This window comes from Corynebacterium senegalense (assembly GCF_900411315.1).
Taxonomy (GTDB): Bacteria; Actinomycetota; Actinomycetes; order Mycobacteriales; family Mycobacteriaceae; genus Corynebacterium; species Corynebacterium senegalense.
Map to the genome: position 1 here is coordinate 1,916,081 of NZ_LS990887.1, position 20,158 is coordinate 1,936,238.

Sequence of the window (20,158 nt, forward strand, 5' to 3'; positions counted from 1 at the left end):
GGGTATCTGTTGTGAGCGATACCTCAGCGTATCCTCCCGGTGTGACGCGCGCAACTATCCTGGCGCGGTGAGTTGTGCGTAACACTCATCCGCGCCGGGCGGTGGGGCTAGAAGTCGAAGCCCCCGAAGTCGAACCCGTCGCCGCCGAAGAAGCCGCCGTCGTCAACGCCGCCCATGTCGCCGGCGTCACCCATGTCCCCGGCATCGCCGGCGCCCATGTCGCCCGCGTCGCCGGCGCCCATGTCGCCGGCTGCGAACTCCTCACCAGACGGGGTGCCCGCCATCCCGGAGAACATCGCGGAGTAGAACATCATCGAGCTCGCGGCCCACACGCCCGTCATCATCGCGGGCGCCCACCAGGCCGCGGAGTACCACCCGGCCGGAACGGGCCGGCCGGCGACCGTGCCGCCGGGGTAGTAGTGCGGGGTGCGCTCGGAGGCGTGCGGGGAAGCCGTCACCATCGAGCCGTCCTCCTGCCTCACGGAGCGCTCCTCGGTGACGCGGCCGGCGCGGCGCTGGCCCTCCAGCTCCGGCAGGGCGGGCCCGGCGGGCATGCCCATGATCTCGCGCGCCGCGTTGACGTAGTGCAGGCCCTCGAGGGCGGCCTCGCGGGCGAGCTGCGCCTGGCGCACCGTGCGCGCCTGGCCCAAGGCAGCGGAGGCGGCGTTGAAGCGCTCGCTGGCGTCGGCCATCGCCTGGGTGGAAGCGGTGTCGTTGCCGGAGATGCTGAGCACCTGGGAGCCGAGGCGGTCGGTCCAGTGCTTGGCGTCCGCGAGGGCGTCGTCAAGCCCCTGCTGCTCGAGCTGCCGCTGGCTGGAACCGTTGCGGCCGCGCACGACGAAATAGAGGCCCGCGGCGACCGCGAGCAGGACGATGAGAGAGGACACGGGGATCAAACCTTCCTGAAATAGGGATGTACTGCGACAACGGCCGGAGCGCGCGATTTGTTCCGCCCCGGCAGTTTTTGCATCCGTTGGGCCGTGCGCTAGAATTTCTGCAGCGCGGGAACGTCGTATAGTGGCTAATACCTCAGCCTTCCAAGCTGAAGACGCGGGTTCGATTCCCGTCGTTCCCTCCACGTTCGCCCCGGGGCTCAGGCCCCGGGGTTTTCGCGTTGCCGGCTGGCGGGCCCCCGGGCGCGCTCAACACGACCCCCTGAATTCGCGGTGCCGCGGGGCGCGGTACAATCGTTCCCCGGTGAGTCACACAGGCTCGCCACCCGAAAAACCCTCACAACGGGGCGTGGCGCAGCTTGGTAGCGCACCTGCTTTGGGAGCAGGGGGTCGCAGGTTCAAATCCTGTCGCCCCGACAAGGGGTTGGGCCCGCTGGCAATGGCGGGCCTCGCCGCCACAATGGACTTATACTTTTCCGACCACTACAGGAGTTATCCGTGAAGACTTCCGTCGATAAGCTCAGCGACACCCGGGTGAAGCTGACCGTCAACGTTCCGTTCGACGAGCTCGGCAAGGAAATCGATCAGGCGTACGCGGCCATCGCCCAGCAGGTCACCATCCCCGGTTTCCGCCGCGGCAAGGCTCCCCGTCAGCTTATCGACGCCCGCTTCGGGCGCGGCCCCATCCTCGAGCAGGTCGTCAACGACATGCTCCCGACCCGCTACGAGCAGGCCGTCGTCGAAAACGAGCTGAACCCGATCGGCCAGCCGGAGATTGAGGTCACCAAGATCGAGGACAACGACCTCGTCGAGTTCACCGCCGAGGTCGACGTGCGCCCCGAGATCGAGGTGCCGGACTTCTCCGGGATCTCCGTGACCGTCCCGGCCATCTCCGTCGACGACGCCGCCGTGGACGAGGAGCTGGACAACCTGCGCGCCCGCTTCGGCGAGCTGCAGGACACCAAGCGCAAGCTGAAGACCGACGACTACGCCGTCATCGACCTCACCGCCGAGGTCAACGGTGAGAAGATCGAGGACGCCTCCGCCGACGGCCTGTCCTACCAGGTCGGCTCCGACGACCTGATCAAGGGCCTCGACACCGCGCTGCGCGGCATGAAGACCGGCGAGGACAACGAGTTCACCGCCACCCTCCTGCACGGCGAGCACAAGGATAAGGAAGCCACCGTCAAGGTCCACGTCCAGCAGACCAAGGAGCGCAAGCTGCCGGAGCTCGACGACGACTTCGCCCAGCTCGCCTCCGAGTTCGACACTGTCGAGGAGCTGCGCGAGTCCACCCGCGGCCAGCTCGAGGAGTCCAAGAAGGCGCAGCAGGCCGCCGACATCCGCGACGAGGTCCTCAAGGCCGCCCTGGCCACCACCGAGTTCGCGCTGCCGGAGTCCGTCGTCGAGGAGCAGGTCCACAACCGCCTGCACCAACTGCTCGGCCAGCTCGCCCACGACGAGAACGCCCTCGCCCAGCTGCTCGAGGCCCAGGGCACGACCCGCGAGGAGTTCGACCAGCAGTCCCGCGAGCAGGCCGAGGAGTCCGTCCGCACCCAGCTCTTCCTCGACGCTGTCGCCGAGAAGGAGGAGCCGGAGGTCTCCCAGCAGGAGCTGACCGACCACATCCTGTTCACCGCCCAGTCCTACGGCATGGACCCGAACCAGTTCGTCATGCAGCTGCAGCAGTCCGGGCAGATCGCCAACCTCTTCGCCGACGTGCGCCGCGGCAAGGCCCTCGCCGCCGCCATCTCGCGCACCTCCGTCAAGGACGACGCGGGCAACGAGATTGACCCGAACGAGTACTTCGGTGAGGTCGAAGACGAGGCACAGGCCGAGGCACAGGCCGAGGCACAGGGCGCCGCACAGGCCGAGAACGAGGAGAACTAACTCCTCCTCGCCGCAGGGCCCGCCGGGGATGTCCCGGGCGGGCCCTTTTGGCGTCGAGAAGCGTGCGTACGCCGCTAGCGAACACAGTTCAAACCGCCGCGGGCCGCGAGTAGGGTAGTGGCATTGACCAGACACTGGCCAGACAGCGACAAGACAGATGACACCAAAGGAGCCCACCATGACTTCTCCGCAAGCCGGACTCAACCTCGGCGACTCGGTTTACGAGCGCCTGCTGCGCGAGCGCATTATCTTCCTGGGCCAGCAGGTCGACGACGAGATCGCCAACAAGCTGTGCGCCCAGATCCTCCTGCTGTCGGCTGAGGATCCGACCCGCGACATTTCGCTCTACATCAACTCGCCGGGCGGCTCGGTCACCGCGGGCATGGCGATTTACGACACGATGAAGTACTCTCCGTGCGACATCGCCACCTACGGCATGGGCCTGGCGGCGTCCATGGGCCAGTTCCTTCTCTCCGGCGGAACCAAGGGCAAGCGCTTCGCTCTGCCGCACGCGCGCATCATGATGCACCAGCCCTCCGCCGGCGTCGGCGGCACCGCGGCTGACATCGCGATCCAGGCAGAGCAGTTCGCGCAGACCAAGCGCGAGATGGCAGAGCTCATCGCCGAGCACACCGGCCAGAGCTTCGAGCAGATCACCAAGGACTCCGACCGCGACCGTTGGTTCACCGCCCAGGAGGCCAAGGAGTACGGCATCGTCGACCACGTCATCGAGCACGCGCAGGGCGCGATCTCTAACCAGTAGTTCACGACAAGAGGAGTATTAACGCCCATGAACTTCCAGATGCCCACCTCCCGCTACGTCCTGCCGCAGTTCCTCGAGGAGACCTCCTTCGGAACCAAGCAGATCGACCCCTACGGCAAGCTTTTCGAGGAGCGCATCGTCTTCCTCGGCACGCAGGTCGACGACACCTCGGCTAACGACGTCATGGCCCAGCTGCTGGTCCTCGAGTCGCAGGACCCGGACCGCGACATCACCATGTACATCAACTCGCCCGGCGGCTCGTTCACCGCGCTCATGGCCATCTACGACACGATGCAGTACGTCCGCCCGGACGTGCAGACCGTCTGCCTCGGCCAGGCCGCCTCCGCCGCCGCGGTGATCCTCGCCGCCGGCGCCCCCGGCAAGCGCGCGATGCTGCCAAACTCCCGCGTGCTGATCCACCAGCCCGCCACCCAGGGCACCCAGGGGCAGGTCTCCGACCTGGAGATCCAGGCCGCCGAGATCGAGCGCATGCGCCGCCTCATGGAGAACACGCTGGCGCAGCACACCGGCCGCACCGCCGAGCAGATCCGCATCGACACCGACCGCGACAAGATCCTCACCGCCGAGGAGGCCGTCGAGTACGGCTTGGTGGACCAGGTCTTCGACTACCGCAAGCTCAACGGCTAAGACGCGGCGCGCCCCGTTTCCGGCCCCGGGCCCCGGGCGTTACTATTGGCACTCGTTGTCATTTAGAACGTCACGGGAGCAGGTGAGGGGCCGGGAATGGGGCGTCACGGAATTGCACGCCGGGAACACGTCCCCGGCTAACGGGCGCGGTCGGTGCTGGCTGTCGCGCTGGCGGCCGCGTTCGTCCTGACCGTCGCGGGCCTGGTTCTCCTCTGGCCGCGCGGCGCGGCGCCGGAGCCGGGTGCGGGGTTCCGCGAATCCCAGTCCATGGCCGCCGAGGCCTACGCGGGCGAGGTGACGGCGGTGTTCGACTCCGCCTGCGGCTCCTCGGCGGTGGGCGCGATGGGCCTGGCGCTCGCGGTCCCGGCCACCACGATCATCGCCGCGCTCACAGCGAGCGGTGCGGGGGCCGGGCGCGGGTAGGTGCCCGTCGCTAAGCTGGCACCATGTTGCTCGCCTCCAGCTCCCGCGTCCTCCTCGAGGCCGGCGTGCCGCCGCGCCTCCCGGAAGAAATCGTCTCCGTGGTCGAGGAGGTGTCGGACACCGGCGCCTTCCTCGTCGCGGTGGGGGATTCGCCCTACCGCGCCGCGGTGCTGCGGGCCGCGGAGGAGCTGGCCGGGCGCGGCCGGGAGGTCGACGTCCTCGGCGACGGCGCCCGCACGCTTGATGACGTCCCCGCCGACCCTCACCACACCATCATCGTCGAGGCCCTCGGCGCCACCGAGCTGCCCGACGCCCTGGTGGACTACCTCGACCGCTCCCGCGCGTTGTCCACCGTCTTCTCGGTGGGCACCCCCGCCGGCATCGACCCGGACACGGGCGCCGACGCGGGGCTGCGGCTCGTGCGGGAAACCGGCACGTGGGCCCCGAGCGACGACTACGCCCACGTGCTCAAACCCGCCTTTGTCCGCGCCGACGTCAGCGTTGCCCCGAACGGGCTGTCCGCCGCCCACGCGCTGAACCCCGCCTGCGGCCAGGTCATCGTGGTCCGGGGAGAGGGCAGTCTCTCCACGGACCTGCTGGGCCAGTACGCCCGCTACAACGCGGGGGAGAGCCCGCTGCGCCGGCCGCTCTCCGCGGTGCACGTGCCGCGCACCGTCGAGCCGGAGGCTTCGGTGCGCATCGACGGCGACGGCGCGGCAACCCGGCTGCGCGCGGAGGCCGCCCTGCGTGCCGGCACCGGGGCGGTGCGCGCGGACGTCGACCACCCCGGGGTCGAGCCTGTCGGCGATGCCCGCGTGCGGGTCAGCGGCGACGAGATCGTGGGGTCCTCCGGGCGGGTCCTCGTCGTCGACGGCCTGACCCGCGAGGAAGCCCTGCGCCGCGCGAGGGACGAGAAGGCCGTGATCGTGGTGCCGGGGGAGAGGGCGCTGGTGGTCCAGCCGCTGCGGGAGCAGGACGGCGGGGAACCGGCGGGGATCTGGACGGTCCACGACGCCGGGGTGCCGTGGGTCGACACCCCGGGCGGCCGGGACGTCCTCATCGGGCTGATCGCCGCCTCGTTGGCCCAGTTGGAGGTCTCCATGGAGAGGTTTCTCGCGGAGCGGCCGCGCGTGACGCCGGAGGACTCTTCTTCGGGCTACGCCCCCGACGAGGCTGTCGGCATCTACGCCCTGGCCGCGGGTATCGCGGCCGACGGCGTCCCCACCACCGCGGAGGAGATTCTGCGGGCGATCCCTCTGGCGTTCCGGGAGAGCGCCGCGCGCTGGGAGGCGCGGGCGGGCGCCTAGCTCTCGGCTGGCTCGGCCCGCTCTGCTTTCGCGGGCACGGGAGCCCGCCCACACGACCGGGTTGTACACGTACAAGCTGCCCGCCGTCAGCGGGCCAGGAACGGCAGAAGAGCGGCGTTGACGTCATCCGGGTTCTCCAGGGCCACCTGGTGCGAGCCAGGCTTCACGACGACCGACTCCACGCTCCCGGCCACCCCGCGCGCGATCTCCTCGAGCTTCTCCGGCCCGGTGGAGGGGTCGTCGGCACCGGCGATTGTGAGCACGGGGCAGGTGATCTCGCCCAGGCGGGAGGCAAAGTCCCAGCCGGCGAGGGCGTCGCCGTTCTGGGCGAAACCCTCCGGGTTGATGCCCAGGATCATGTCGCGAACCTGGTCGACCTCCCCGGGGTGGTCGGCGCGGAAGGAGTCGGTGAACCAGTTGGCCACCATGTCGTCGGCAAGCGCTCCCATGCCCTGCTCCCTCGCGATGGCGGTGCGCTCGCGCCAGCGCTCCTCCCCGCCGAGGAAGGTGGCGGTGGCGCAGATGGCCGCGCGCTCGACGCGCGGGGACGTCGCCGCGAGGTACTGGGCCAGCGCGCCGCCGAGGGAGAGCCCGACCACCGCGAAGCGATCCACCCCGAGGGCATCGAGGGTGGCGAGCACGTTGGCGGCGAGGTCTGCGACGGTCGTCTCGCCGGGCGCGGCGTCCGAAAGCGGCGAGCCGCCGTGGCCGAGGTGGTCGAGGGCGATGACGCGGTGCTGTGCGGCGAGCTCGGAGATCTGCTTCTCCCAGGTTGCATGGGTGGTGCCGATCGAGCTGAGCAGAACCACCGTGCTCGGCGCGCCCGGGTCGCCGGCCTCGGAGGCGTGCAGGATCGTCGGGTTCTGTGTCGTCATTGTCTGGCGCTCCTCTGCCTGTCGGTGTGGTAGATATTCGGTATTCGGGGTCGGGGACGCGATGAAGTATTCTGGGACATCACGCCCGTGGGTCCCATTGTGGCGAACGCACCCGTCGGGCGCTGCCGCTAGAATCCCCACAGAAGTGCCGAGAACGTAGAAGCTGGAGTACAACACTTACATGGCAGTCACTCAAGACAGTTCCGACCTGCTCAAGTGCTCGTTCTGCGGGAAGAGCCAGAAGCAGGTGCGCAAGCTCATCGCCGGCGGCGGTGTGTACATCTGCGACGAGTGCATTGAGCTGTGCAACGAAATCATCGAGGAGGAGCTCGCCGGCTCCGAGGACGCCCAGTCCAGCGCCGAGGACCGGCTGCCCCGCCCCTCCGAGATCACGGCGTTTCTAGACCAGTACGTCATCGGCCAGGACGCCGCGAAGCGCACCCTCGCCGTGGCCGTGTACAACCACTACAAGCGGATCAAGGCGGAGTCGCTGTCCGGCGGAGCCCGCAAGCGCGACGAGGAGGTGGAGATCGCCAAGTCCAACATCCTCCTCCTGGGCCCCACCGGCTCCGGCAAGACCTACCTGGCGCAGACGCTGGCGCGCATGCTCAACGTGCCCTTCGCCATTGCCGACGCCACCAGCCTCACCGAGGCCGGCTACGTCGGCGAGGACGTGGAGAACATCCTGCTCAAGCTGCTTCAGGCGGCTGATTTCGACGTCAACCGGGCGCAGCACGGAATCATCTACGTCGACGAGGTGGACAAAATCTCGCGCAAGTCAGAGAACCCTTCGATCACCCGCGACGTCTCCGGCGAGGGCGTCCAGCAGGCCCTGCTGAAGATCCTCGAGGGCACGGTCGCCTCCGTCCCGCCGCAGGGCGGGCGCAAGCACCCGAACCAGGAGTTCATCCAGCTCGACACCACGAACATCCTGTTCATCGTGGCGGGCGCCTTCGCGGGCCTGGACAAGGTGATCGCGGAGCGCGTGGGCAAGAAGGGCATCGGGTTCGGCGCGGAGATCGACTCGAAGTCCAAGCGCGACGAGGCCAACCTGCTCGCCCAGGTGCAGCCGGGCGACCTGGTGAAGTTCGGTCTCATCCCCGAGTTCATCGGCCGCCTGCCCATCCTCGCCAACGTGGAGGACCTGGACCGCGAGTCCCTCGTTCGCGTGCTGAAGGAGCCGAAGAACTCCCTGGTGAAACAGTACGAGCGTCTCTTTGCCATGGACGGCGCGCAGCTCACCATCACCGACGGGGCGCTGGGCCTGATCGCAGACAAGGCCGCCGAGCGCAAGACCGGCGCCCGCGGCCTGCGCGCCATCATGGAGGAGCTTCTCGTTCCCATCATGTACGACCTGCCGGACCGCGAGGACGTGGCGGAGGTCGTCGTGACGGAGGGCGTGGTGCGCGGCGAGGAGGAGCCGGAATTCGTGGCCGAGAAGGAGAAGAAGTCGGCCTAGTAGATCGCCCCGTCGACCTCGTAGCCCTCCTCCTGCTCGGGCGCCGCCTCGGCCTCGAGGTAGCTGCCGTAGCCCGAGGGCGGGATGTTCGAGGTGAGGAAGGCGAGGACGGTGTCGATGGCCATGCGCCGCATGCCCTCGACGTTGCGCTGGGAGCGCAGGTCCACCTGGGTCAGGTTGTGCGCGGTGCGGTGATTGCCCTCGCGGAACAGGCACAGCGAGCACAGCATGATGAGGATGTCGTCGGCTGAGACCTCGGGGCGAAACGCGCCCGAGTCCTGGCCGAGCAGGAGGATGCGTTCGAGGTGGAGCAGCACCTCGGAGAGCTCGTGGGGTTTGAGGGTGTCGCCCTCGGCCAGGACGGGGTCCAAGTTTTCCCGCAGGACCAGCCGCACGGCCCCGGGGTTGTGGAGGAAGCGGTGGAAGATCGCGTCGACGAAGCGGCGCATGCCCTCCACCGGTACCGCGTAGGAGCGGTTCAGCACCTCTTGGGGAGGGGTGAGCAGATGAATTGCCCGGGTCAGGCAGGCGCGGTAGAGGCCGCGCTTGTCGCCGAAGTGGTAGTGGATCATGCGCTTGGACATTCCGGTGGCGTCGGCAAGCGTCTGTAGCTTCGTGGCCTCGTAGCCGTGGCGGGCGAAGACCTCCAGGGCGGAGGCGGCGGCCGCCTCGGCCTCGGGGGCGCTTGGGATCGTGTCGGCCAAGGCTGCTCCTTTGACGGGCTGGAGGGGGTGGGCGAGCGAGTTCATGTTCAATGGTGCACCAATCGGGCGCGGGGGCGAGCAGCGGGCTGTGCCTGACTCCCCTAAAGGGGGGCTTGTCGACGCCTCCAGCCCCGCCCGGGTCGGTTTCGGGGCGAAACTCATGCGCGTGGCGGGGGTGACGCCGCGGGATCTGCGGGCCCTGTGTGTCATGGGTCACCCACGCGGTGTCGGGTCGGTGTCTATACTCCGATAGAAAAGGACCCGGATCGTGGAGGTATTTCGAATGGACAACCTGGCAACCCCGTCGACAGCCCCGGTCAAGGTGACGGTGAGCGGCGCCGCCGGCAACATCGCCTACTCGCTTCTGTGGCGCATCGCCTCCGGCGATGTCTTCGGCCCCGAGCGCCCCGTGGACCTGACCCTGCTGGAGATCCCGGACCACGTCGCCGCCACCGAAGGCGTGGCGATGGAGCTGGCGGACTCCGCCTTTCCGTTGCTGAACAACGTGGTGGTCACCGCCGATCAGAAGGTGGCCTTCGACGGCGTCAACGCCGCCTTCCTCGTCGGTGCGAAGCCGCGCGGCAAGGGCGAGTCCCGCGCGGACATGCTCCAGGCCAACGGCCGCATCTTCATCGAGCAGGGCCGCGCGATCAACGAGGGCGCGGCCGAGGACGTCCGCGTGCTCGTCGTGGGCAACCCCGCGAACACGAACGCCTACATCGCCTCCAAGGCGGCCCCCGACGTCCCGGCAGAGCGCTTCAACGCGCTGATGCGCCTGGACCACAACCGCAGCCTGTCCATGCTCTCGGCCAAGCTGGGCATCCCGACCACCCAGTTCGAGGGCATGGTCGTGTGGGGCAACCACTCCGACACGCAGTTCCCGGACATCGAGTTCCTCACCGTCGGCGGCAAGTCCATCAGCGAGCAGATCGACCGCGACTGGTACGTCAACGAGTTCATCCCGCGGGTGGCCAAGCGCGGCTCCGAGATCATCGAGGTCCGCGGCCACTCCTCGGCTGCCTCGGCTGCCTCGGCGGCCGTGGACCACATGCGCGACTGGGTGAACGGCACCAACGGGCGCTGGGTGACGGTGGCCCAGCCGTCGAAGGGCGAGTACGGCGTGGACGAGGGCCTGGTCTTCGGCTTCCCGACCACCGGCCTCAGCGGCCGGGCCTCCATCGTGCCCGGCCTGGACCTCAACGAGTTCCAGCGCGAGCGCATCGACGCCAACATCGCCGCCCTGCGCGAGGAGGCGGCCGTGGCGGACCAGCTGTTCTCCTAGTCGGCCCCGGGTTTGGCATGTTGCGCCCGGCGCTATGATTGGGCGAGTGACTGACCAAGCTGAGGGGAAGATCGTGACAGGTACAAACCGCGCGGATGCGCTGCCGAAGTCCTGGGAACCGCAGTCGGTGGAAGCCGAGCTGTACCAGGGCTGGGTGGACGCCGGGTATTTCACCGCTGATCCGGAGAGCGGCAAGCCGGCGTACTCGATTGTTCTGCCGCCCCCGAATGTGACGGGCCAGCTCCACATGGGCCACGCGCTCGACCACACCCTCATGGACGCGCTCGTGCGCCGCAAGCGCATGCAGGGCTACGAGGTCCTGTGGCTGCCGGGCATGGACCACGCGGGCATCGCCACCCAGACCAAGGTGGAGGCGAAGCTCAAGGCCGAGGAGGGCAAGGACCGCTACGACTACGGCCGCGACGAGTTCGTTGACCGGGTCTGGGAGTGGAAGAACAACTATGGCGGGACGATCACCGGGCAGATGCGCGCGATCGGCGACTCCGTCGACTGGTCCCGCGAGCGCTTCACCCTCGACGAGGGGCTCTCGCGCGCGGTGCAGACCATCTTCAAGCAGCTTTACGACGCTGGGCTGATCTACCGGGACTACCGCCTGGTGAACTGGTCGCCGGTGCTCGAGACTGCGGTGTCCGACATCGAGGTCGTCTACAAGGACGTCGAGGGCGAGTTCGTCTCGATCCGCTACGGCTCCCTGAACGACGACGAGCCGCACCTGGTGGTGGCCACCACCCGCGTGGAGACGATGCTCGGCGACGTCGCCATCGCCGTCCACCCCGACGACGAGCGCTACGCGCACCTGGTGGGCCAGACCTTCCAGCACCCGCTGCGCCCGGAGCTCGAGGTCAAGGTCATCGCCGATGACTACGTCGACATGGATCTGGGCACCGGCGCGGTGAAGATCACCCCCGCGCACGACCCGAACGACTACGAGATGGGCTTGCGCCACGACCTGGACATGCCCATCATCATGGACGAGAAGGGCCGCATCTCCGACACGGGCACCCGCTTCGACGGCATGAGCCGCGAGGAGGCGCGCGTCGCCGTGCGCGAGGCGCTGGCGGAGCAGGGGCGCATCGTCAAGGAGGTCCGCCCCTACGTGCACTCCGTGGGCCACTCGGAGCGCTCCGGCGAGCCGATCGAGCCGCGCCTGTCGCTGCAGTGGTTCGTCAAGGTTGACGATCTCGCCCGCATGTCCGCCGACGCCGTGCGCAGTGGCGACACGACGATCCACCCGCAGTCGATGGAGAAGCGCTACTTCGACTGGGTGGACAACATGCACGACTGGACCATCTCGCGCCAGCTGTGGTGGGGCCACCGCATCCCCATCTGGTACGGGCCGGGCGACGAGGTCGTCTGCGTCGGCCCCGACGAGGAGCCGCCGGCCGGCTACACCCAGGACCCGGACGTGCTGGACACGTGGTTCTCCTCGGCGTTGTGGCCGTTTTCCACGCTGGGCTGGCCGGACAAGACCCCCGAGCTGGAGAAGTTCTATCCGACGTCCGTGCTGGTCACCGCCTACGACATCCTGTTTTTCTGGGTGGCGCGCATGATGATGTTCGGCACCTTCGCCGCGACGCAGACCCCCGAGATCCTCGGTGCTGGCACCGATGGCCAGCCGCAGGTGCCGTTCACCGACCTCTACCTGCACGGCCTGGTGCGCGACGAGAAGGGCCGCAAGATGTCGAAGTCGCTGGGCAACGGCATCGACCCGATGGACTGGGTCGAGCGCTTCGGCGCCGACGCCCTGCGCTTCGCCCTGGCCCGCGGCGCCAACCCGGGCATCGACCTCCCCATCGGCGAGGACCACGCGCAGTCCGCGCGCAACTTCGCCACCAAGCTCTACAACGCCACCAAGTTCGCCCTGATGAACGGCGCCTTCGTCGGTGAGCTGCCGGCACGCGGGGAGCTCAGCGACGCCGACCGCTGGATCCTCGACCGCCTCGAGGAGGTCCGCTCGGGCGTCGACGCCTACCTGGACGACTACCAGTTCGCCAAGGCGAACGAGGACCTCTACCACTTCGCCTGGGACGAGCTGTGCGACTGGTACCTCGAGATCGCCAAGACGCAGATCCCGAACGACCCCAACCAGGTCACCCAGCGCGTCCTCGGCCGCGTCCTCGACGTCGTCCTGCGCCTGCTCCACCCGACCATGCCCTTCGTCACTGAGGTGCTGTGGACCGCCCTGACCGAGCGCGAGTCCGTCACCCAGGCCGCCTGGCCGACGGCCGAGGACACCAACGGGGGCGCCGCCACCGACCCGGAGGCGCGCCGCCGCATCGAGGACGCCATCAAGCTCATCACCGAGCTGCGCCGCTTCCGCTCCGACCAGGGCGTCAAGCCGAGCCAGAAGGTGCCCGCCCAGCTCGACTTCGCCTCCGCCGACCTCGCCGCGCAGGAGGAGCTCGTGCGCTCCATCGCGCGCGTGGAGGTGCCGGGGGCGGACTTCGGGGCGTCGGCAAGCATTGAACTGCGGCTGAGCCGCGCCACCGTCGACGTGGCGCTGGACACCTCGGGCACCGTCGACGTCGCCGCCGAGCGCAAGCGCCTGGACAAGGAGCTGGCGGCCGCGCAGAAGGAGCTCGAGACCACCAGCAAGAAGCTCGGCAACGAGGCCTTCCTGTCCAAGGCGCCGGAGGCGGTGGTGGAGAAGATCCGCACGCGCCAGCAGGTCGCGCAGGAGGAGATCGAGCGCATCGCGGCCCGACTCGAGGCGCTGCCGGAGGCGAAGGCCTAGATGGCGGACGAGAAGTTCACCTTCGAGCACCTCGACCTCGGGGAGCTGGCGGGGGAGTCCGAGGACTACGACATCACACTGGAGGAGTCCGGGCTGCGCCTCAACCTCGGTGCCGGAGGCCCCGGTGAGGAGGCGGCGCCGGGCCCGGACGGGGAGGGCGTCGCCCGACCTGTCACCGAGGCCGACCGCGCCGCGCTCGCGCGCGTCGAGGCGGAGCTGGCCGAGCGCTGGCCCGAGACGAAGATCGACCCCACTCTCGAGCGCGTCGAGATGGTCATGGACTTCCTCGGTGAGCCGCAGAAGGCCTACAAGGTCATCCACGTCGCCGGAACAAACGGCAAGACCTCCACGGTGCGGATGGTGGAGTCGCTGCTGCGCGAGCTCGGCCACCGCGTCGGGCGCACCACCAGCCCCCACCTGCAGTCCGTCACGGAGCGCATCGCCATCGACGGCGCCGCGCTGCACCCGGCCGACTTCGTGCGCATCTACGGCGAGATCAAGCCCTACGTGGAGATGGCCGACGAGCGCACGGGCCAGAAGCTCAGCTACTTCGAGTACCTGACCTGCATGGCCTTCGCCGCCTTCGCCGACGCCCCCGTCGACGTCGCCGTGGTCGAGGTCGGCATGGGCGGGCGCTGGGACGCCACCAACGTCGTCGACGCGGACGTCGACGTGATCACCCCGATCGGCCTCGACCACACCGACTACCTCGGCGACACCCTCGAGCAGATCGCCGCCGAGAAGGCCGGGATCGTCCGCTCCCCGGAGGCGGTGACGGTGGTGGCCAACCAGGAGCCCGAGGCGATGCGCGTCGTGCTCGAGCGCTGCGTGGAGGTCGGCTCCGCCGTGGCGCGCCTCGGCTCCGAGTTCGGCGTCGAGGCGGCCGGTGTCGCCGTCGGCGGACAAACTCTGACGCTGCGCGGCCTGGCGGGGGAGTACGACGAGATCTTCCTGCCGCTGTCGGGCCCGCACCAGGCGCGCAACGCAGCCGTCTCCCTCGCGGCCGTGGAGGCCTTCTCGGGCGCGGGGCGCGAGCGCCAGCTCGACGTCGAGGCCGTGCGCCGCGGCTTCGCCCGCGCCTCCTCCCCGGGCCGCCTCGAACGCGTCCGCGCCACGCCCACGACGTTCATCGACGCCACCCACAACCCGCAGGGCGCACGAGTGCTTGCCGACGCCCTCACCCACGACTTCGACTTCACCCGCCTCATCGGCGTGCTCGGCGTACTCGGAGACAAGGACGCCACCGGCATCTTCGAGGCGCTGGAACCCGCCCTGACCGAGGTCGTCATCACCCAGAACTCCTCACCCCGCGCCCGCGACGCCTACGAGCTGGCAGAGCTGGCCCGCGACGTCTTCGGCGACGAGCGCGTCCACGTGGTCGAAAACCTGCCCGGCGCCTACGAGCTGGCGGTGGAGCTGGCCGAGGACGCGCTGGCGGAGGTCGGCGTGCAGTCCGGCTCCGGCATTGTCATCACCGGCTCCGTCGTCACCGCCGGCGAGGCGCGAGCACTCTTCGGAAAGGAACCCGCATGAGCCCCAAGCGCGAACGACCCGTCAGCCCCCTCGGCATGGGCCACGCCCCGGTCAAGGACCCCATCAAGGGCCTGAGCGGAGTGCTCTCCGGCACCCTCGTCATGGAAGCCATCACGGTCCTGCTCATCCTGCTGGTCGTGCTCAAGGTCGACGGCGGCGAGCACTGGACCACCTTCAACTGGGTCTACATCACCGTCATCGGCCTGGCCCACCTCGCGCTCGCGTTCATGCAAAAGCGCCCCTGGGCCCTGTGGGCCGATCTGGGACTGCAGATCCCGCTCATCTTCGGGTTCTTCATCCACTGGTCGGTCTCCGTGGTGGGGATCATGTTCGGGATCGTGTGGTTCTTCATCGTGAAGCTGCGCTCGGAGATGGTGCAGCGCATGCGCCACGGCTACCTGGTCACGCAGCACCTGGGCGCGGACGTCGAGTAGCGGGGGTGCCCACTCGACCGATGTGCGTCGGCACGGGCGAAAGCCCAGGAGGGTGGTGCGAACCGTCGAGTAGCGGGGGCGCGAGCCCGAGATACTTAGGCCCGATGAACTGTTTTTGCAGGACATCGGGTTTTCTCAAACACTTCGCACTGTGTGTGATCCGCGTTATACTCGGGTGAAATTGTTACCTGCACACCACAACCTGAGGGGTCACATGACTGATCAGATCTACATCACCCAAGCCAAGCGCACCCCGATTGGCACCTTCGGCGGCTCCCTGTCGAAGTTCTCCACCATCGACCTCGGCGCGCACATCGCCAAGGCCGTCATCGCCGAGTCCGGCGTCGGGGCCGAGGAGTTCGACTCCTCCGTCTGGGCGAACGTGGTCACCACCGGCCCCCGCGACCTCTACACCTCCCGCGCCGTCGCACTCGAGGCCGGTATGCCGCAGGGCTCCCACGCCTACGGCGTCAACCGCCTCTGCGGGTCCGGCGTCCAAGCGGCGATCAGCGCCGCGCAGCAGCTCATCACCGGCGATGCGAACCTCTCGCTCGTCGGTGGCGTCGAGGTCATGAGCCAGGCCCCCTACTCCGTCGAGGGGATGCGCCAGGGCCGCAAGATGGGCGACGGCAAGCTCGTCGACTGGCTCACCGGCGCCCTGACTGACCCGATGGGCAACGGCATCATGGGCATCACCGCTGAGAACGTCGCCGCGAAGTACGGCATCTCCCGCGAGCGCCAGGATGAGTTCGCCCTGCAGTCGCAGGAGCGCGCGGCCGCTGCCATCGCGGGCGGAAAGTTCGCCGAGCAGATCGTGCCCGTGGGCGACTTCACCACCGACGAGCACCCGCGCCAGACCAGCGCCGAGAAGCTGGCGGGTCTGCGGCCGTCGTTCAGCAAGGAGGGCTCGGTGACGCCGGGTAACTCCTCCGGCATTAACGACGCCTCCGCGGCGCTCGTGATGACCAACGAGGCGGGCCTGACCCGCTACGGCCAGGAGCCGCTGGCCAAGGTCGTGTCCTGGGGCCTGGCGGGCTGCGACCCGAAGTACATGGGCCTCGGGCCGACCGTGGCCGTGCCGAAGGCCCTGGAGAAGGCGGGCCTGAAGCTCAGCGACATCGCACTCATCGAATCCAACGAGGCCTTCGCGGCCCAGGCGGTCGCGGTGAGCGACCAGCTCGGCTTCGACAACGACAAGACGAACGTCCACGGCGGCGCCATCGCCCTCGGCCACCCGATCGGCGCGACCGGCGTCATCCTCATCACCAAGCTCATCCACGCCCTGCGCGCCCAAGGCGGCGGGCTGGGCCTCGTCACCGCCTGCATCGGCGGCGGCCAGGGCATCGCTCTCGTACTGGAGGTTTAAACACGAATGGCTAACGACATCACCACAGCAGCAGTCCTCGGCGCCGGCTCCATGGGCGCCGGCATCGCCGCCCTCATGGCCAACGCGGGCCTCAAGGTTCACCTCCTCGACCTCCCTTCCGACGGCGAGGACCGCGACGAGCGCGCCCGCAAGGGCATCGAGACCCAGGTGAAGCGCCACGGCTTCATGCGCCCCGAGTACGCGGAGCGCGTCACCCCGGGCAACACGGAAGACCACCTCGACCGCCTCGCGGAGGCCGACTGGATCGTCGAGGCCGTCTTCGAGGACATCAACGTCAAGCGCGACACCTTCGCCAAGGTCGACGCGCACCGCCGCCCCGGCACCCCGGTGACCTCGAACACCTCCACCATCCCGCTGGCGACGCTGCTCGCCGAGTCGAGCGAGGAGTTCAAGGGAGACTTCGCCATCACCCACTTCTTCAACCCGCCGCGCGTGATGCGCCTGGTCGAGCTGGTCGAGGGCCCGGACACCCGCCCCGAGGTGGGCGAGAAGCTGCGCCAGGTGCTGGAGCGCGACCTGGGCAAGGTCGTGGTGGACTGCCGCGACACCCCGGGCTTCATCGCCAACCGCATCGGCTCCTTCTGGATGGGCGTGGGCGCCCAGGTCGCCTTCGACCAGGGCATCGCCCCGGAGCAGGCGGATGTCGCCTTTGGCCGCCCCTTCGGCGTGCCGCGCACCGGTGTGTTCGGCCTGTTCGACTACGTCGGCCTGCAGGTCGCGCCGCACATCTGGGGTTCGCTGCTCAAGGCCCTGCCCGCCGATGACGCGATGCAGAACTACGGCGTGACCGACTCCCCGCAGTTCAAGGAGCTGCTGGAGAAGGGCTTCACCGGCCGCACCGCCGAGTCCGGCTTCTACCGCGGCCGCGACGAGGTCTACGACTTCGAGGCGCACGACTACCGCCCGAAGGGCAGCTACCAGGTGCCGAAGAGCGCCAGGGAGCTCATGGACTCCGGCACCCCCGAGGGTAACTACGCCCGCGAGGTCTTCCGCATCACGCTGCAGTACTGCTGCGACACCGCCCCCGAGATCGCGGAGACGGTCGACCAGATCGACATCGCCATGGAGCTCGGCTACGGCTGGAAGAAGGGCCCCTTCGCCCTCGCGGACTCCATCGGCCTCGACTACGTCGCATCGCTTTTCGACGCCACCCCCGCCCTCCTGGAATCCGCCCGCGCCGCCGGCGGCTTCTACCCGGAGGGCAAGGTGCTGGGCACCGACGGCCAGCCCACCGAGCGCGCTGAGCGTGCGGGCGTCGTCCGCGTCTCCGAGCTCGTTGAGGGCGCGGAGGTCGTGGCGGAGAATGCCGGCGCCACGGTCTACAAGCTCGACGACGGTGTCGGTGTCTTCGTCTACCGGACCCCGATGAACTCCTCGACGGATGACGTCACGGAGCTGTTTACCCACGCCGGCGAGTGGGACCTGAAGGCGCTCGTGATCGCCAACGACGAGGAGCGCGCCTTCTCCGCCGGGGCGAACCTGCCCCGCCTGGCCGAGCTGGCCGGCCCGGACGGCGACGAAGCCGCCCGCAAGGCGACGATCCGCCAGGGCGTCGAGGGCCTGCGCGCCCTGCGCCGGGCCCCCTACCCGGTGGTCGGCGCCGTGCGCGGCGTGGCGCTCGGCGGCGGCATGGAGCTGCTGCTGCACACCGACGCCTCCGTCATCCACGGCGAGACCCGGGTCGGCTTCCCGGAGCGTTCCGTCGGCCTGTTCCCGGCCTGGTCGGGCCCGGTGCGCCTGCTCGAGCGCCTGCTGGAGCTGGGTGTCCCGAACGCCCACAAGGTGGCCTACGACGCGCTGCTCAACGTCCGGCCGGTCCCGGCGGTCAACGTCGACTTCTGGCGCGCCAAGGACCGCGTGATCATGAGCCCCGACCACGTCGTCGAGCAGGCCCTGGAGCTCGCCCGCGAGCTGGCCGAGGGCTACTCCGCCCCGGCGGACGCCGAGCTGCCCCTGACCTCCGAGACCCTCGAGTACACCGAGGGCTCCGAGACGGACAAGGCGATCGGCGCAGCCCTGGCGAAGGTGTTCACCGGCGAGGGCACCGCGGGCGAGGAGGAGCTGGGCGACCGCCAGGTCGACGCGGCCTCCGACGTCCTGGCGCGCCAGGAGAACGCGGACCGGGCCGAGCACATGGCGACAACGCGCAAGCCGCTGAACAACTAGCGACGAGTCCCGCGCAAGGGGGCCGTGACCACCGCCTGGGGGCGGGGCGCGGCCCCCTTTGCGTTTCCGTGCTCCCGGCAAAAAGTTAGCAGGGAAGAACAAGGGTGTGGCGCTCGTCCTGGCTGTAGCGTTGAGTAGCGTACGTCACAATTGCCCACAGGAAGGAAGCTCATGCAGATCCAGGGAAAGACCGCCCTCGTCACCGGCGGTGCGTCCGGCCTCGGCTTGGCAACCGCCACCGCGCTCGCCGAGGCCGGCGCACGCGTCGTCGTCGCCGACCTGCCGGGCGCCGACCAGACCGGCAGGTCGGCGGTGCGGGAGCGGGGTGCCGAGATCCAGTTCGTGGGCACCGACGTCACCGACGAGACGCAGGTGCAGGCGGCGGTGAATGCGGCCAATGCAGACGGGACGCTGGCGGTCGTCGTCAATTGCGCGGGCATCGCCAACGGGATCAAGACGGCCGGGTCCAGGGGCCCGTTCCCGCTCGGGGACTTTCAGAAGGTAATCAACGTCAACCTCGTGGGCACCTTCAACGTCATCCGCCTCAGCGCCCAGGCCATGCTCGGCAATGAGCCCGACGGGGAGGAGCGCGGCGTGATCGTCAACACCGCATCCGTCGCCGCCTTTGAGGGGCAGATGGGGCAGGCCGCCTACTCAGCCTCCAAGGCCGGTGTCGTCGGCATGACGCTTCCGATCGCCCGCGACCTGCACAAGTCGCTCATCCGCGTGGCCACCATCGCGCCGGGCACCTTCGAAACGCCGATGATGGCCTCGATGCCCGAGGACGTGAAGGCCTCCCTCGCGGCCCAGGTGCCCCACCCCTCGCGCCTCGGTCGACCGTCCGAGTACGCGCAGCTGGTCCGCGCGATCGTGGAGAACCCGATGATCAACGGCGAGACCATCCGCCTCGACGGCGCCATCCGCATGGGCGTGAAGTAGGGGAGGGGGCCGTGAAAAACGCAGTAGTTGTCGACGTCGTCCGCACCGCCGTGGGAAAGGGCAAGCCGGGAGGAGCACTGTCCGGCACCCACCCGGTGGACCTGCTGGCCACCGTCCTGAAGGCGCTCGAGGAGCGCAACGGGCTCGACCCGGCACGCATTGACGACGTCATCACCGGCTGCGTCAGCCAGGTCGGCGAGCAGGCCATGAACATCTCCCGGCAGGGAGTGCTCGCCGCCGGGTGGCCCGAGACCGTCCCCGCCACCACCGTCGACCGCCAGGGCGGCTCCAGCCAGCAGGCGATCCACTTCGCGGCCCAGGGCGTCATGGCCGGCGTCTACGACATCGTGGTGGCCGCAGGCGTGGAGTCCATGAGCAGAATCCCCCTCGGGGCGTCGATAGGCGGGGCGGACTTCCGGGGCCCGGCGCTGAACGCGCGCTACCACCCCGGCCTGATCCACCAGGGCCTGTCCGCCGAGCTGCTCGCCGCCCGCAACAACCTCACGCGGCGTCAGCTCGACGAGTTCGCCGCCCGCTCCCACCGGCTCGCCGCCGAGGCGGTGGAGCAGGGCCGCTTCGACTCCACGATCGTCCCCGTCGATGACGGAGAAGACACCGAGGTAATCGGTGGTGGGGGAGAGCAGAACTGAGGGGGCGGGCATGGGTGCCCACTCACTTGCTTTGCGCTACGAAAAAAGGG

General features: G+C 69.1%; 16 protein-coding genes, 2 tRNA genes and 1 pseudogene. 16 read left to right on the plus strand and 3 right to left on the minus strand.

Features of this window, described 5'->3' with window-relative positions:
- Positions 1-107 precede the first annotated feature (107 nt).
- On the minus strand, positions 108-887 hold the full coding sequence (locus tag DYZ02_RS09365) for a DUF1542 domain-containing protein (protein WP_115686454.1): 780 nt from the start codon (positions 885-887) through the stop codon (positions 108-110).
- Between the two features lie 116 nt (positions 888-1,003).
- Here DYZ02_RS09365 and DYZ02_RS09370 point away from each other — a divergent pair.
- From DYZ02_RS09370 to DYZ02_RS09400, 7 genes are all read left to right on the plus strand, one after another.
- Positions 1,004-1,078, plus strand: a tRNA-Gly gene (locus DYZ02_RS09370).
- Between the two features lie 158 nt (positions 1,079-1,236).
- Positions 1,237-1,310: transfer RNA gene (locus DYZ02_RS09375), tRNA-Pro, on the plus strand.
- A gap of 81 nt (positions 1,311-1,391) precedes the next feature.
- Positions 1,392-2,783, plus strand: coding sequence for a trigger factor (gene tig, locus DYZ02_RS09380; protein WP_115685996.1), 1,392 nt, complete (start codon positions 1,392-1,394; stop codon positions 2,781-2,783).
- Between the two features lie 178 nt (positions 2,784-2,961).
- The gene (locus tag DYZ02_RS09385; protein WP_115685997.1) at positions 2,962-3,546 is read left to right on the plus strand and encodes an ATP-dependent Clp protease proteolytic subunit; all 585 of its coding nucleotides are present in this window, start codon (positions 2,962-2,964) and stop codon (positions 3,544-3,546) included.
- A 27-nt stretch (positions 3,547-3,573) separates the two neighbouring features.
- Positions 3,574-4,194, plus strand: a complete 621-nt coding sequence (locus tag DYZ02_RS09390) for an ATP-dependent Clp protease proteolytic subunit (protein WP_115685998.1) — start codon at positions 3,574-3,576, stop codon at positions 4,192-4,194.
- 153 nt (positions 4,195-4,347) lie between these two features.
- Complete coding sequence (locus DYZ02_RS09395) at positions 4,348-4,617, plus strand: hypothetical protein (protein WP_115685999.1); 270 nt, start codon at positions 4,348-4,350, stop codon at positions 4,615-4,617.
- Positions 4,618-4,640: 23 nt separating this feature from the next.
- Positions 4,641-5,924 carry a hypothetical protein gene (locus tag DYZ02_RS09400; protein ID WP_115686000.1) on the plus strand — a complete coding sequence of 428 codons (1,284 nt, stop codon included), beginning with the start codon at positions 4,641-4,643 and terminating at the stop codon, positions 5,922-5,924.
- Between the two features lie 86 nt (positions 5,925-6,010).
- On the opposite strand, the gene DYZ02_RS09405 is transcribed toward DYZ02_RS09400, so the two are convergent.
- A complete protein-coding gene (locus DYZ02_RS09405) occupies positions 6,011-6,799 on the minus strand; it encodes an alpha/beta fold hydrolase (protein WP_115686001.1) in 789 nt (262 codons plus the stop codon).
- Positions 6,800-6,980: 181 nt separating this feature from the next.
- On the opposite strand from DYZ02_RS09405, the gene clpX reads away from it, so the two are divergent.
- Positions 6,981-8,258, plus strand: coding sequence for an ATP-dependent Clp protease ATP-binding subunit ClpX (clpX, locus tag DYZ02_RS09410; RefSeq protein WP_115686002.1), 1,278 nt, complete (start codon positions 6,981-6,983; stop codon positions 8,256-8,258).
- On the opposite strand, the gene DYZ02_RS09415 is transcribed toward clpX, so the two are convergent.
- Positions 8,255-8,962, minus strand: a complete 708-nt coding sequence (locus DYZ02_RS09415; protein WP_245945758.1) for a TetR/AcrR family transcriptional regulator — start codon at positions 8,960-8,962, stop codon at positions 8,255-8,257. The two genes, clpX and DYZ02_RS09415, sit on opposite strands and share 4 nt — an antisense overlap.
- A 283-nt stretch (positions 8,963-9,245) precedes the next feature.
- Between DYZ02_RS09415 and DYZ02_RS09420 the strand changes: the two genes are divergently transcribed.
- From DYZ02_RS09420 to DYZ02_RS09455, 8 genes and pseudogenes are all read left to right on the plus strand, one after another.
- The gene (locus DYZ02_RS09420; RefSeq protein ID WP_115686004.1) at positions 9,246-10,244 is read left to right on the plus strand and encodes a malate dehydrogenase; all 999 of its coding nucleotides are present in this window, start codon (positions 9,246-9,248) and stop codon (positions 10,242-10,244) included.
- Positions 10,245-10,290: 46 nt separating this feature from the next.
- The gene (locus tag DYZ02_RS09425; RefSeq protein ID WP_245945760.1) at positions 10,291-12,999 is read left to right on the plus strand and encodes a valine--tRNA ligase; all 2,709 of its coding nucleotides are present in this window, start codon (positions 10,291-10,293) and stop codon (positions 12,997-12,999) included.
- Positions 13,000-14,532 carry a bifunctional tetrahydrofolate synthase/dihydrofolate synthase gene (folC, locus tag DYZ02_RS09430; protein WP_115686006.1) on the plus strand — a complete coding sequence of 511 codons (1,533 nt, stop codon included), beginning with the start codon at positions 13,000-13,002 and terminating at the stop codon, positions 14,530-14,532.
- The gene (locus DYZ02_RS09435) at positions 14,529-14,966 is read left to right on the plus strand and encodes a DUF4233 domain-containing protein (protein WP_115686007.1); all 438 of its coding nucleotides are present in this window, start codon (positions 14,529-14,531) and stop codon (positions 14,964-14,966) included. Before folC ends, DYZ02_RS09435 begins: the two co-directional genes overlap by 4 nt.
- 214 nt (positions 14,967-15,180) lie before the next feature.
- Positions 15,181-16,332: a thiolase family protein gene (locus DYZ02_RS09440; protein ID WP_115686008.1), complete on the plus strand. Its 1,152-nt coding sequence runs from the start codon at positions 15,181-15,183 to the stop codon at positions 16,330-16,332.
- 6 nt (positions 16,333-16,338) lie between these two features.
- On the plus strand, positions 16,339-18,519 hold the full coding sequence (locus tag DYZ02_RS09445) for a 3-hydroxyacyl-CoA dehydrogenase/enoyl-CoA hydratase family protein (RefSeq protein WP_115686009.1): 2,181 nt from the start codon (positions 16,339-16,341) through the stop codon (positions 18,517-18,519).
- Between the two features lie 171 nt (positions 18,520-18,690).
- Positions 18,691-19,458: an SDR family NAD(P)-dependent oxidoreductase gene (locus tag DYZ02_RS09450; protein ID WP_115686010.1), complete on the plus strand. Its 768-nt coding sequence runs from the start codon at positions 18,691-18,693 to the stop codon at positions 19,456-19,458.
- An 11-nt stretch (positions 19,459-19,469) separates the two neighbouring features.
- A pseudogene (locus tag DYZ02_RS09455) lies at positions 19,470-20,099 on the plus strand (thiolase family protein); the annotation flags it as partial.
- Between the last annotated feature and the right edge of the window lie 59 nt (positions 20,100-20,158).